This window comes from Sphingomonas sp. (assembly GCF_050725575.1).
Taxonomy (GTDB): Bacteria; Pseudomonadota; Alphaproteobacteria; order Sphingomonadales; family Sphingomonadaceae; genus Sphingomonas.
Map to the genome: position 1 here is coordinate 1 of NZ_JBOHHW010000029.1, position 11,692 is coordinate 11,692.

General features: G+C 65.1%; 15 protein-coding genes. 4 read left to right on the forward strand and 11 right to left on the reverse strand.

Annotation, left to right across the window (positions count from 1 at the left end; genetic code table 11):
* Together ACRECS_RS17700 and ACRECS_RS17705 are read left to right on the forward strand one after the other, a co-directional pair.
* Positions 1-274 (forward strand): hypothetical protein (locus tag ACRECS_RS17700; RefSeq protein ID WP_431584265.1); only part of this gene is annotated, 274 nt, incomplete at its 5' end.
* A 40-nt stretch (positions 275-314) separates the two neighbouring features.
* The gene (locus tag ACRECS_RS17705) at positions 315-1,304 is read left to right on the forward strand and encodes a LysR family transcriptional regulator (RefSeq protein ID WP_431584266.1); all 990 of its coding nucleotides are present in this window, start codon (positions 315-317) and stop codon (positions 1,302-1,304) included.
* On the opposite strand, the gene ACRECS_RS17710 is transcribed toward ACRECS_RS17705, so the two are convergent.
* A complete protein-coding gene (locus ACRECS_RS17710) occupies positions 1,270-1,500 on the reverse strand; it encodes a helix-turn-helix transcriptional regulator (protein WP_431584267.1) in 231 nt (76 codons plus the stop codon). The genes ACRECS_RS17705 and ACRECS_RS17710 overlap by 35 nt on opposite strands.
* A 94-nt stretch (positions 1,501-1,594) precedes the next feature.
* Between ACRECS_RS17710 and ACRECS_RS17715 the strand changes: the two genes are divergently transcribed.
* The gene (locus ACRECS_RS17715; protein ID WP_431584268.1) at positions 1,595-1,768 is read left to right on the forward strand and encodes a hypothetical protein; all 174 of its coding nucleotides are present in this window, start codon (positions 1,595-1,597) and stop codon (positions 1,766-1,768) included.
* A gap of 14 nt (positions 1,769-1,782) precedes the next feature.
* On the opposite strand, the gene ACRECS_RS17720 is transcribed toward ACRECS_RS17715, so the two are convergent.
* From ACRECS_RS17720 to trbB, 10 genes are read right to left on the reverse strand one after another with little or no spacing between them, the layout of a single operon-like run.
* Complete coding sequence (locus ACRECS_RS17720; protein ID WP_431584269.1) at positions 1,783-2,979, reverse strand: TrbI/VirB10 family protein; 1,197 nt, start codon at positions 2,977-2,979, stop codon at positions 1,783-1,785.
* Positions 2,976-3,821, reverse strand: coding sequence for a P-type conjugative transfer protein TrbG (trbG, locus tag ACRECS_RS17725; RefSeq protein WP_431584270.1), 846 nt, complete (start codon positions 3,819-3,821; stop codon positions 2,976-2,978). The genes ACRECS_RS17720 and trbG overlap by 4 nt, the downstream gene beginning before the upstream one ends.
* Positions 3,818-4,507, reverse strand: a complete 690-nt coding sequence (trbF, locus tag ACRECS_RS17730; protein ID WP_431584271.1) for a conjugal transfer protein TrbF — start codon at positions 4,505-4,507, stop codon at positions 3,818-3,820. Before trbF ends, trbG begins: the two co-directional genes overlap by 4 nt.
* Positions 4,504-5,841: a P-type conjugative transfer protein TrbL gene (gene trbL, locus ACRECS_RS17735; protein WP_431584272.1), complete on the reverse strand. Its 1,338-nt coding sequence runs from the start codon at positions 5,839-5,841 to the stop codon at positions 4,504-4,506. Before trbL ends, trbF begins: the two co-directional genes overlap by 4 nt.
* Positions 5,842-5,844: 3 nt before the next feature.
* Complete coding sequence (trbK-alt, locus tag ACRECS_RS17740) at positions 5,845-6,249, reverse strand: putative entry exclusion protein TrbK-alt (protein WP_431584273.1); 405 nt, start codon at positions 6,247-6,249, stop codon at positions 5,845-5,847.
* Positions 6,242-6,988, reverse strand: coding sequence for a P-type conjugative transfer protein TrbJ (gene trbJ / locus ACRECS_RS17745; protein WP_431584274.1), 747 nt, complete (start codon positions 6,986-6,988; stop codon positions 6,242-6,244). The genes trbK-alt and trbJ overlap by 8 nt, the downstream gene beginning before the upstream one ends.
* Positions 6,985-9,438 carry a conjugal transfer protein TrbE gene (gene trbE, locus ACRECS_RS17750; protein WP_431584275.1) on the reverse strand — a complete coding sequence of 818 codons (2,454 nt, stop codon included), beginning with the start codon at positions 9,436-9,438 and terminating at the stop codon, positions 6,985-6,987. Before trbE ends, trbJ begins: the two co-directional genes overlap by 4 nt.
* Positions 9,439-9,443: 5 nt before the next feature.
* Positions 9,444-9,707 (reverse strand): VirB3 family type IV secretion system protein, encoded by a 264-nt coding sequence (locus tag ACRECS_RS17755; RefSeq protein ID WP_294042714.1) that lies wholly within the window; start codon positions 9,705-9,707, stop codon positions 9,444-9,446.
* Positions 9,707-10,021 carry a TrbC/VirB2 family protein gene (locus ACRECS_RS17760; protein ID WP_431584276.1) on the reverse strand — a complete coding sequence of 105 codons (315 nt, stop codon included), beginning with the start codon at positions 10,019-10,021 and terminating at the stop codon, positions 9,707-9,709. Before ACRECS_RS17760 ends, ACRECS_RS17755 begins: the two co-directional genes overlap by 1 nt.
* Positions 10,018-10,947, reverse strand: coding sequence for a P-type conjugative transfer ATPase TrbB (gene trbB, locus ACRECS_RS17765; RefSeq protein ID WP_431584322.1), 930 nt, complete (start codon positions 10,945-10,947; stop codon positions 10,018-10,020). The genes ACRECS_RS17760 and trbB overlap by 4 nt, the downstream gene beginning before the upstream one ends.
* Positions 10,948-11,286: 339 nt before the next feature.
* On the opposite strand from trbB, the gene ACRECS_RS17770 reads away from it, so the two are divergent.
* On the forward strand, positions 11,287-11,658 hold the full coding sequence (locus tag ACRECS_RS17770; RefSeq protein ID WP_431584277.1) for a hypothetical protein: 372 nt from the start codon (positions 11,287-11,289) through the stop codon (positions 11,656-11,658).
* Positions 11,659-11,692: the final 34 nt, after the last annotated feature.

Here is an 11,692-nt window from a genome sequence, read left to right on the forward strand (position 1 = left end):
CCCCCCCCCCCCACGTCCGCGCGCCGCTGCATCCACCAACCTTCGTAAATCTAACCTTCATCCGTTGTATAACCAAGAAGAATACCCGAGTGGAATCCGGACTTTGACCAATGATTCAACCACCTGTGATGATAGCGGATTTGAAGCCACTAAGGGGGCGATAATGAAGATTCAACGGGTGTCGGTCGAGGCTGCCCGGCAGGGCCTGATAGTGGACGATGTGATCGCCCAGTCAACTGAACGACGCGCGTCGCCAGCCAAAATCATGGCTTAGACGGGAGACGCCCTCGCGTCTCTAAGACTGAGGTAACAGCGTGCGAGGTAAAGCAAACGAAAGCTACGGCCGTGCGACTCGCCGCCGAAACGCGGCCCGCCCGGGCTTCAACCAAATTGAGGTATTTCTCAAGGTCGCTGAAACGCGAAGTTTTGCTGACGCCGCGCGCCAGCTCGGCGTAAGCCAGCCTGCAGTCAGCCAAACGATTGCCAAGCTGGAAGAACTCTACGGAGCCGACCTGTTCGAACGCCGGAGAGGTGCCCCGGTCGCACTGACGCCGATAGGACGCGCCATTTTGCCAAAAGCAAGGCTCCTCCTATTCATGATCGACACGCAAATGATCCGCGCCGTCGAGATCGCGCGGAGCATTAGAGGGTCACTGACCGTCGGATTCCACCAAGGGCTTTCCTGCGGGCCGCTCATCGCCGGCATTGTCGAGTTCTACCAAACCTGTCCAGACGTCGAAATCCGTTTTGTCGAAGCAGCTCCTGCAGAACTCCACCGGCAGCTGAACGAGCGCACAGTCGATATCATGTTTGCGGGACTGCTCCCCGATTTGAAGAGTGGACCTAATGCACGGGAGCACTTGTGGGACGAACGGCTGATCGTGGCGATGCCGGACACTCACCCGCTGTCCGTGAAAGAGACGTTGCGCTGGACTGACGTTTCCTGCCTCTCCATTATGCTACGCGCTCACCAAGGTGACCTGTCAGCCTATCGCGCCATCGCCGCTCGAATGGGTGATCAGCCGTTTGAATGTAAATTTCACGATGTATCGCGTGGCGCGCTACTCGAACTGGTGCGCTTAGGGCTGGGCGCGACGATCCTCTTCGCCTCCGCCATTACCCCACGTAGCGGCGTAACCTTTCGGCCTATCGTCGACGATAATGCTGTTACGCCCGTCGAGGCGCTTTGGCCAAGGGACGATCGAAATCCGCTGCGTCACCGATTGCTGACGTTCGTACGAAAGCACGCTATCAACGCTAAACTTGACCTTAAAGAGCCTTACGATCGATCCTCGTCGGAGTGATGAGCTCGCAGGCTGTCACGCCAAGCGCTGCCGCGAACTTTCCGAGGAGCGTGACGCTCGGAGATACTTTGCTGCGTTCGATCGATCCCAAATAACGAAGACTGATGCCGAGGACGTGCGCCATTTCTTCTTGGGTCCGCCCCGACTCGTTACGGATTCGCCGGATGTTGGTCGATAAAATCACCTTGAGATCCATCGCCACTTGATCACAGCGTAGGCACGATCGCTCTAGGAACGATCGTGCCTATTCGTTATGGACGATCCTCACTATGTTCACTATGGATCGATCCATGCCGACCCTCCCCTCCGTCAGCGACCAACGTCACAGTGAAGCTGAACGACTTATAGAAGTCGCGCGCGGGCTGCTCGATCGGCCCGAAGAGGAGATGGTCGTGAACTACCTCGATCACGCCATCGAAGCATTACACATGATCGGCGAGGATCGCCGACCCGCCTTAGTCTGACCGCTTTCAGGCGATCAGTGTTCGCCCCACGGGGCGAGTACCATGTCGCGACTCACCAATACCCGAACCCGCGCGCCCGGCCGCACGGTGATCGTCGGTTGAACGTCGACCTGCCGGCTGACGATCTTGTCGCCCGCGCTCTCCACTGATCGCCCCGCGCTCTCGCGAATGGCATAGGCGACGTCGCCATTATTCCCGCCGCCGCCCGTCGCGGCGTTTGCGCCGACCCCGAACAGCGTCGACAGCAGGCCAGCCATCAGCAGCTTGCCGGTATGATTGTTGACACGATCGGTGAGCCCCGATTGGCCAGCGGCATCGGTGCCCACCATCCGGTCAAGATCGAGCGAGCGACCATCGGGAAAGATCAGACGCGTCCACACGACCAGCGCGCGGGATTGGCCATAGCTGACCCGCGCGTCATAGACGCCGATAAGCCGCGTGCCTTGTGGGATAAGCCGTGTCTGGCCGGTCACCGTGTCGAACACGTCTTCGGTCACCTGCGCCACGACCTGCCCGGGAAGGTCGGAGGACAGCCCGGTGATCAGCGCCGCTGCGACCGTCGAGCCGGCCGACACGACATAGCGACCGGCCGGCGGCGTCAGCCTCCCGCTGTTCACGGTGGGCTCGCGTGTCCCGCCAGCGACGAACGCAGACTTTCGGTCCTGGGCATCGCCACTGGCGGCCGGGGCCGGTTCGCCGATGGGAACCTGGCCGGGAGGGGTCGGCGGCGGTTCGGCGCTGGCTGTCGCGGAGCGTGCGCCTTCGCTGGTGCCAGCGAACAGCTTGCTCGCCAGCGCGCTTTCGCGCGCCTGGCGGCGGTGTTGCTTCTCGGCCGACGCTTCATTGCTGGCCGTGCCCGGCGATGCCGGGACGCTACCGGAAAGCGGTGGGATGGTGACCGGCTGGGGTGTCGTCGGTGGAGCGCCCACCCCGGCCGACCTGGTCCGCGCGAGATCGCCATAATCCTTCGGCGTATCCGCCAGCGCATCCGTGTTGCGCCGTTCAACAGAGACCGTTTCTTGGCGGTCTGGGGAGCGATGGCTCACGGTCAGGCTGTAGCCCAGCGCCGCCGCCACGCCGAGCGCGCTGGCGCCGGCCAGCGTCGCCAGCGCCTTGCGCGACAAGCGCCGAGGTGTCGGCGCTGCCGCGCGTGTCGCGATCGGCGGCCGCTTCTCGGCCGGGTCGCGGGCAAGGTCGTCCCGCTCGTTCACGACCGCGGCTCCCGAGCGCGCGTCCGCTCAATGCGGACGATTTGCTGCTTCTTGGTGCCGAGCCGGAGTTCGGCAATCGAGAACATCCGATCGACCACGATGTACCGCCCCGACACGCGATAATTGACGAGCTCGGCCTTGTTCTTCTCACCGATAAGGAAGAGCGGCGGCAGCTCGCTTTGCGCGATGGTCGTGGGGAACAGTAGATAGGTTTTCGCGCCATCGTCGAACACTTGGACCGGCTTCCAGGGCGGATTGGCACCCTTCAGCCGGTACGCAAAATCGAGTCTGGCAGGATCGATGCCCGTCTGGATCTGAGTGTTGCTGACTGCGGTCGCCGCTTCGATCCGGGCACGCACCGCGATCAGCTCATCCTGCGGATAAGACCAACCGACGCTCGCCATATAGGTAGCGGGCGTCGAGCGTAGCTCGACATGATAGGTCCGCCGGTCGGTGTTGATGATCAGGTTCGTCCGGATTCCCGGATCGGTGGGCTTGATCAAAATATGGGTCCGACGGCCCGGGCCAGATCCGCTCGCCGCCTCGCCGATCACCCAGCGCACCGTGTCGCCGGCCGCGACTGCGCCTGTATCCGACAGCGTCTCGCCTTCTTGCAGCATGATGTCAGTGACCTGACCGACCGCGGCATAGACCTGATAAAGGCCGCCCGGCGCATAGACGAATAGTTGGGTCGCGCCTTGCCATCCCGCGGCGCGGGCGCTCACCCGGGCCGCATCCGTGGCTGCGGCAACCGGCCGTGCCGATGGCGCCGCCGATTGTGCGTGGGCCGCGGCGGCTGAAAGCAAAAACGGTGTGGCGAGCAATAATGTGCGCATGGTCATTCTCCGAGATCCTGGGACCAGTTGATGGCGTGGACGTAGAGCCCGAGCGGGTTGCGGCTGAGCGTCGCCGCGTCCGTGGGCGTGCGGACGACGATGGTGAGCACGGCGGTCCAATGAGTGGTCGCCGCCAACTGGCCATGGTCGTAGCGCCGCTCATCCCAGGCGATACGGAAGCTGTCGGCGGACGCGCGCACGACATTCTTTACGTCGACCGAGATCTGCTTGTCGGCAAGATCGGCAAACGGGTCATCGCCGCGGGCATAGTCGTTGAGCACGGCCGCACCCTGCTCGGTCGTGAAATCATAGGCCGCGTTGAGATTCTGGCGGAGCACGATCGGGTCTGCTGGGCGCGAGCGCACGTTCTCGATGAACCGCGCGAGATGCCACGCGATCTGCGGATCGGTCGGGCGATAGTCGGACGTCGCCGGGGCGACGCCGCGCGCCGCGCCAAGCCGGTCGACCTCGACCACATAGGGTACGATATGCGAGCCGAACCGCAGCCGGAGATTGTCGACGACAGACAGCGACAAGAGCGCAGTCGCACCGAATGCCATCAGCCGCCAGCTTCGCGCCTGGACTCGCGCTGATCCGATACGGTCGTCCCACACCTGGCCGGCGCGCTGATAGGGGGTTTCGGGAACGGGCTCGCGGCCGAAGCGCGACGAGGGACGGCGGAACGGGTTCATGAACGGTCCTCCAGCGAGATATGCGCCGACCCGCCATGGTGGTCGGCTGAGCGAAGCGCGTGGGCGGCAAGGGTCGCGCCCTGGACCATGGCCTGGCGACGGCGCAGTTGCTTCGCCCAAGCCGGGGCCGGTGCTTCCGCAGGCGCCGCTGCCGTGGATGGAGCCGCGCGATCGGCGTTGGCTTCCGGCGCAGCCTCAGCGGCGACCGCCCCTCCATCTGCGGTCGCGCCGGATGAACCGCCCGACGCTGACGAACCGGCACTGCCTTCGCCGCCACCCGAGCTCGCGCCACCTCCCGGCGCTCCAGACGGCGGGGGAACCGTCGGAGCGCCGCCCGTCGGCGCCGGGGGAGCAGGTGGCGCCGACGAGGATCCGCCAGACGGGGGCGAGCCGGCGGATCGGGAGAGGGTGGAGGCAGCGGCCGACCCTGCGCGGCTGGCGAGGCCAGCGGCGCCGGCGACGCCCATGGTCGCGGCAGCGCCGATGCCGGCGACGGTAGCGCCGGTCGCGACCGCAGCGCCGGCACCAAGCTGGGGGCCGCCGGAGATCAGACCCGAAGCGATTCCGGGTCCGAAGATGGCGAGGCCGAGCAGCGTGAGCGCTGCCAGCGCGAGGCTTGCGACCTGTTCGATCGTCGGTTGCGCGCCGCCGAAGTCGATCACGAAATCGCGGAAAATGGTCGAGCCAATGCCGATGATGACGGCGAGCACCAGCACTTTGACGCCAGTCGCCATGACATTGCCCAGCACGCGTTCGGCGAGGAACGCCGTGCGGCCGAACAGCCCGAACGGCACCAGCACGAAGCCGGCGAGCGTCGTCAGCTTGAACTCGATCAGCGTCACGAACAGCTGGATCGCGATGATGAAGAAGGCGAGCAGCACGATCGCCCAGGCGAGCAGCAGCACCGCGATCTGGACGAAGTTGGTGAAGATGCCGACCGGCCCGACCAGCAGCGAGGCCTGGTCGAGCAGCGGCTGCCCGGCGTCGATGCCGATCTGCGCGATCTTGCCGGGATGGAGCAGGTCTTCCGCATTGCCCGAGCCGGCCGCCTTCAGGCCGATCCCCGAGAAACTCAGATAGATGATCTTGGCGAGGCCGTTCCAGTTGGCGATCAGGAAGGCAAAGAATCCGACCTGCAGCGTCTTGCGCACAAGCCGGGCGACGATGTCCTCGCCTTCACCCCAGGTCCAGAAGAGCATCGCCAGCGTCACATCGATGACGATCAGCGAACTTGCGAGAAAACCGACATCACCGTGAATCAGGCCGAACCCTGAATCGATATAGCGCGCGAAGAGATCGAGAAACCGATCGATGACGCCTGTGCCTTCGCCCATGGCTCAACGCTCCCTAGTCGATGAAGGTGCAGCAGCGCCGGCCGCCGGCGTCGGGCTATCGACCGGCGCGGCTTCGATCGGCGCCGGCTCGACGGGTGCCATGTAGCTCCGGCTTTCGCCCATGAAGCGGCGCCGGTTCACCTCCCACGCCGCCTGGCAGCGCGCGTCGTCACTGCCGCTAAGCAGCGTGCGGCACCGCGCCAGTTCCGCCCGGAGCGGATCGGTGTTAACGGCTGCCTGCAAGTCCGGGGCCTCGCCGACCGCGTAATGCGCGGCCGGCGGCGCCGGATCGCTCAAGGCGACCATGGCGCATATCCCCGTCGTTGCTGCCGCCGCCGCAATCACGATCGATCTCCAGCCAAATCCGCCGAAGCGGCTGCGTGGCGCGCGCGTCCGTTCCTCAGTCACGGAACAGCGTCACGCTCTGCGGCACGTAGCCCGCGCCAGGCGCCAGGAACCGGCGTGTCTGTTCGCGGCCCTGCGCTTCGTCAGCGGCGGCGCGCGCGGCCTGGATCGCGGCTGCGCGCGATTGCGCCGCAACCATGGCGGTCAGGTCGGCGAGCTGGCGCGTCTGTAGCGCCAGCAGCTGGTTGCCGGCCTGCGACGCCTGCAATGCGCCCGTCGCACCCTGGCTGGCGGTGACCAATGTCGACGTCTGGTCACGCGTGCCGTCGATATTGCCGGTGACAGTCGCGCCGGTGCGCAGCGAATCCTGATAGGCAGCAAGCGCGTCGGTCCAACGCGTCTGCGCGTTGGTGACGAGTGCGCCCGACGAGGTGCCGGCGAGTGATCCTGACGGATAACGCTGGCTGAACACCTGATCGATATTCTCGACCTTATAGGCGATCTGCTGAGCCTGGGTGATCAGCTGGCGCGTGCGATCGATATCCCGCTGGATGCTCGACAGCATGCTGGTCGGCAGGTTGGTCAGATTTCTCGCCTGATTGATCAGGCTCTGCGCCTGATTCTGGATCTGGGCGATCTGGTTGTTGATCTGCTGCAGCGTGCGGGCGGCGGTCAGCACGTTTTGCGCATAGTTGCTTGGATCATAGACGATCCCGCCGAACTGGGCGTCGGCCGGGGCGGCAATCATCAGCGCCAAGGCCGCGACGCCAAGGGCGAGCGTGGGTTTACGAAAGCAGATCATGCGAAAGTCTCCTTGAGGACGAGTGCATCGTTGGTGAGATGATCGACGGCCCAGCCGAGGCCCCGGTGGCGTAGCCAAGCGGCGGCGAAGCCGTCAGCACCGCACCGCTCGACCAGCGCGGTGATCGCGGTGAGGTCGCTGCGTTGCGACGCGGCGGCGAAGGCGAGCGCGACCGGCCCGAGGCCAAGATCGAACAGCCGATTGCCGAGCGCCGACTGGCAATAATAATCGCGCTTCGGCGTCGCCGAGGCGATGATCTCGATCTGGCGGTCGTTGAGCCCGAACCGGCGATAGATGCCGGCAATCTGCGGCTCGAGCGCGCGCTCATTGGCGAGGAACAGCCGGGTCGGACAGCTCTCGATAATGGCCAGCGCGATCGCCGAGCCTTCGATGTCGGCGAGGCTCTGGGTGGCGAACACGACGCTCGCATTCTTCCTGCGGAGCGTTTTCAGCCATTCCTTCAACTGGCGGCCGAACATCGGATCATCGAGCGCGAGCCAGCCCTCGTCGATCAGGATCAGCGTCGGCCGGCCATCCAGGCGGCGCCCGATACGGTGGAACAGGTAAGCGAGCACCGCTGGCGCAGCCGGTGTGCCGATCAGCCCCTCGGTCTCGAAGGCCTGGGCATCACTTTCCCCGAAATGCTCGACATCGGCATCGAGCAACCGGCCATAGGGACCGGACAGTGTATAGGGCGCGAACGCGCGCTTGAGGCCCGATGCCTGGATCAGCACCGTGAGGCCCGTCAGCGTGCGCTGCGCGACCGGCGCATCGGCCAGGCTGCCGAGCGCGGTCCATAGATGGTCCTTCACCTCGGGCGTGATTGCGAACTCTTCGCGCGCGAGGATCGCGGCGAGCCAGTCGGCCGCCCACGCCCGCTCATCCGGCTCGTCGATCCGGGCGAGCGGCTGCAGCAGAACCGGCGCGGCATCGCCGCCGAGCGCGCCACCCAGATCATGCCACTCGCCGCCGATACCGAGCGTCGCCGCACGGATCGAGCCGCCATGATCGAAGGCGAAGATCTGCGCGTCCTCGTAGCGGCGGAACTGGAGCGCCATGAAGGCGAGCAACACGCTCTTGCCCGAGCCGGTAGGACCGACGACCAGAGTATGGCCGACATCGCCGACATGGAGCGAAAGCCGAAATGGGGTCGCGCCCTGGGTGCGAGCATGAAACAGCGGCGGCGCCTTGAAATGGGTGTCGCGATCCTGACCTGCCCAGACGGCCGACACCGGCATGATATGGGCGAGGTTGAGCGTCGAAATCGGCGGCTGACGGACATTGGCGTAAGGGTTGCCCGGCAGCGAACCGAGCCACGCTTCGATCGCGTTCAGTCCTTCGACGATGCAGGCAAAATCGCGGCCGCGCACGATCTTCTCGATCGCCTGGAGGCGGAAATCGGCGTCGCGAGGCGTGTCGCCCAGCACCGTGATGGTCGTGGTGACATAGGCGTAGCCCGCGATATCCGCGCCGAGATCCTGCAGCGCCGCATCGGCTTCGGCCGACTTGTTGGCGGCATCGCTATCAACCAGCACGCTCGCGTCGTTGGTCAGCACTTCCTTGATGATCGCGGCCAAGCTCTTGCGCTTCGAGAACCATAACCGGCGGATACGGGTCAGCATCCGCTGCGCCGACACCTTGTCGAGGCAGATCGCGCGCGTCGTCCAGCGATAGGCGAAGCCGAGCCGGTTGAGCTCGTCGAGCATCCCCGGCACCGTCGACGCCGGAAAGCCGGTGATCGACAGGCACCGCAAATGTTTGTCGCCGAGTTGCGGTGCCAGCCCGCCGACGAGCATTTCGTCCGCCAGCAGCGCGTCGAGATGCATCGGCGTGTCAGGCACCGCGATGCGTTGATCATGGGTCGAGATTGTCGAATGTATGTAGCTCAGCGTCTCGGCCGGCGAGAGCCACACGGCCTCAGGCATCACGCCCTCGATCATGTCGAGGACGCGGCCCGTGTCGCGCTCGAAATCGTCGAGATGATCGGCGGCCATCGCGACACCTTGTGCGCCGCCCTCATAGAGCAGCGAAGACGCCTTCGACGTGTCGTCGGCAGGCGGCAGCCATTGCAGCGTCAGATAATAGGCGCTGGTGAAATTGGGTTGGGTGACATCACCGCCTTCAAACAGATCGCGGCGTTCCTCGTCGATCAGCGCCGACACCGGATCGGCAAACCCGTCCGAGATCGGGTAGCCCGGCGATGGCTTGCGCTGCGCCTCGACATAGATCGCCCAGCCGGTGCCGAGCCGCTTGAGCGCGCTGTTGAGCCGCGCCGAGGTCGCCATCAGCTCGGCCTGCGTCGCGCTGTCGAGATCGGGACCGCGAAACCGCGCGATGCGCAAGAAACTGCCATCCTTGTTGAGGATGATGCCGGGCGCGATCATCGCAGCCCAAGGCAGGAAATCCGAGAGCCGCGACGCATGGCGGGCGTGTTCACGCAGGAACATCATTAGGATCAGCTTTCGAAAAGAGTGGGAAGGGCCATGTGTCGGCGGGCGACGGGCAGGATTTGCGGATCGCGGCGCGCGGCGAACACAGCGAGGCCGTGCCCCACCACCGCCATCACCAGCCCGGCGATCCAGAGCCGCAGGCCGATCCCTATCGCAGCGGCGAGAGTTCCGTTGACGATCGCGAGAGCTCGCGGCGCTCCCGCCAGCAGGATCGGCTCGGCGAGCGCCCGATGTACTGGCGCCGCAAACCCGGGCAGGTCCTCCTGCATCAGACCAGCGCCCCGCCGCCGAAGCTGAAGAAGCTCAGGAAGAAGGACGAAGCGGCGAACGCGACCGACAAACCGAACACGATCTGAATCAGCTTGCGAAAGCCGCCCGATGTATCGCCGAACGCGAGCGTCAGGCCGGTGATCACGATGATGATCACGCCGATGACCTTCGCGACCGGACCCTGTACCGAGTCGACGATCGACTGGAGCGGCGTTTCCCAGGGCATGCCCGTGCCGCCAGCCCAGGCGGGCATGGCGTAGAGCATTGCGGCAGCGGCAAGGCCGGCGCGCTGGATGGACTTCAATCTGGTCATGAACGTGCTCCTTGGGCTTGGACAATGGTGAGAAGGCGGTAGCTGCCGTCGGGCTCGAGCCCGTCGACGCGGACCAGTTCGGACAGCCGGCGTTCGGTGCCGCGGCCGGTCAGCACAGCGATCACGTCGATTGTCTCGGCGATCAGCGCGCGCGGGACATGGGCGATGGCTTCGAGAATCAATTGCTCGAGCCGATGCAGTGCGGCGGTCGCGGTGCCGGCGTGGATCGTGCCGATGCCGCCTGGATGGCCGGTGCCCCAGGCTTTCAGAAGGTCGAGCGCTTCGGGGCCACGGACCTCGCCGATCGGGATGCGATCGGGGCGCAAGCGCAGGCTGGAGCGCACGAGATCGGTCATCGTGACGCCGGGAGCAGTCCGCAGCGCCACCACGTTGGCGGCATCGCACCGCAGCTCGCGCGTGTCCTCGATCAGGATTATGCGGTCCTGTCCGCCCGAGGCGACTGCCAGCAGCGCATTGGTCAGTGTCGTCTTGCCGGTCGATGTGCCGCCGGCGACGAGGATGTTGGCGCGGGTCTGGACCGCTTGGGCAAGATAGGCCGCTGCGGTCGCGGTCATCGTGCCGGCGGCGACATAGTCGGCAAGTGCCAGGGGTAGGCTTGCTGGTCGCCGGATCGAGAAGACCGGCTCCATCACCACCGGCGGCAACAGTCCTTCGAACCGCTCGCCCCCTTCGGGCAATTCGGCTGAGACCCGCGGCGAACCGCGATGGACCTCAGCACCGACATGATGCGCGACGAGACGGATAATCCGCTCGGCTTGCATCGGCGACAGCCGTTCCTCGGTCCTCGCCATGCCGCTGTCGAGCCGATCGACCCAGAGACGTCCGTCCGCATTGAGCATCACCTCGGCGACCTCTGGTTCGTCGAGCCAGGCCGCGATCGCTGGACCCAGCGCGCTCTTCAGCATCGCGGTGCCGCGTGCGTGAACGATGGCGGATGGCTGGGACACTTGGGGCTGTCTCCGTTGGTTCGGACCGCGCCATCACGGCGTCGGAGACAGGTAAAGAATGCGAAATCTGAGCGGTTACAACAGCATTCAAAAGCCGTCGTAGGATCGGCGACCGCCGGATATTTAGCGGTCTGTCATGTCACCTCCCGATTGTGGCTGCCGCCGCTCCTGCCTTCGGCGGCCTGCCGAATCACCAACGCAGCGACGCCTCGGCGATGAACTCTGGAACTGATAGCGGCCCACCGGTTAGAATAGGTCGTCCGGATCGTGCCGGACTTGGCCGGGTCGAGAGAGCTGATGTCCGATTTCCCGCATTTCGTCGCATGGATCGATTACCTGATCGCGAGCGACGATCCGGCGGATCAGGCGCTCGCGACCGAATATCGGACGCAGGGCTGGGCAATGCGGGAACTGGTCGAGGCGACGACTGCCGAATGGACAGCAGGATCGATCGACGAAGGGTGGCTCGAAAAGATGACGGCGCAGCAACGCATCTGCGACGAACTGACGAAGCGAGTTTATGCACGAGCCCAGATACTTGTCGCTGCGGGAGCGTCACCAGCCGACGAGGCAGTGGTTGCCCGCGACTGGCGGGCCCGAGCGACTGGAATTCATCTCGCCGAATGGCCTGATGCCCACGGCGACGATCCGTCATCGACGATCAACTGAAACCGCCATCGCCAATGATCGTCGCTCGATACTG

What these genes read in the sequence shown, in the direction of transcription:
- ACRECS_RS17770 (WP_431584277.1), top strand. Translation starts at nt 11,287, where the DNA reads ATGTCCGATTTCCCGCATTTCGTCGCATGGATCGATTACCTGATCGCG.
- trbL (WP_431584272.1), bottom strand. Translation starts at nt 5,841, where the DNA reads ATGGGCGAAGGCACAGGCGTCATCGATCGGTTTCTCGATCTCTTCGCG.
- ACRECS_RS17760 (WP_431584276.1), bottom strand. Translation starts at nt 10,021, where the DNA reads ATGACCAGATTGAAGTCCATCCAGCGCGCCGGCCTTGCCGCTGCCGCA.
- trbG (WP_431584270.1), bottom strand. Translation starts at nt 3,821, where the DNA reads ATGACCATGCGCACATTATTGCTCGCCACACCGTTTTTGCTTTCAGCC.
- trbF (WP_431584271.1), bottom strand. Translation starts at nt 4,507, where the DNA reads ATGAACCCGTTCCGCCGTCCCTCGTCGCGCTTCGGCCGCGAGCCCGTT.
- ACRECS_RS17755 (WP_294042714.1), bottom strand. Translation starts at nt 9,707, where the DNA reads ATGCAGGAGGACCTGCCCGGGTTTGCGGCGCCAGTACATCGGGCGCTC.
- trbJ (WP_431584274.1), bottom strand. Translation starts at nt 6,988, where the DNA reads ATGATCTGCTTTCGTAAACCCACGCTCGCCCTTGGCGTCGCGGCCTTG.
- ACRECS_RS17715 (WP_431584268.1), top strand. Translation starts at nt 1,595, where the DNA reads ATGCCGACCCTCCCCTCCGTCAGCGACCAACGTCACAGTGAAGCTGAA.
- ACRECS_RS17710 (WP_431584267.1), bottom strand. Translation starts at nt 1,500, where the DNA reads ATGGATCTCAAGGTGATTTTATCGACCAACATCCGGCGAATCCGTAAC.
- trbB (WP_431584322.1), bottom strand. Translation starts at nt 10,947, where the DNA reads ATGCTGAAGAGCGCGCTGGGTCCAGCGATCGCGGCCTGGCTCGACGAA.
- trbE (WP_431584275.1), bottom strand. Translation starts at nt 9,438, where the DNA reads ATGATGTTCCTGCGTGAACACGCCCGCCATGCGTCGCGGCTCTCGGAT.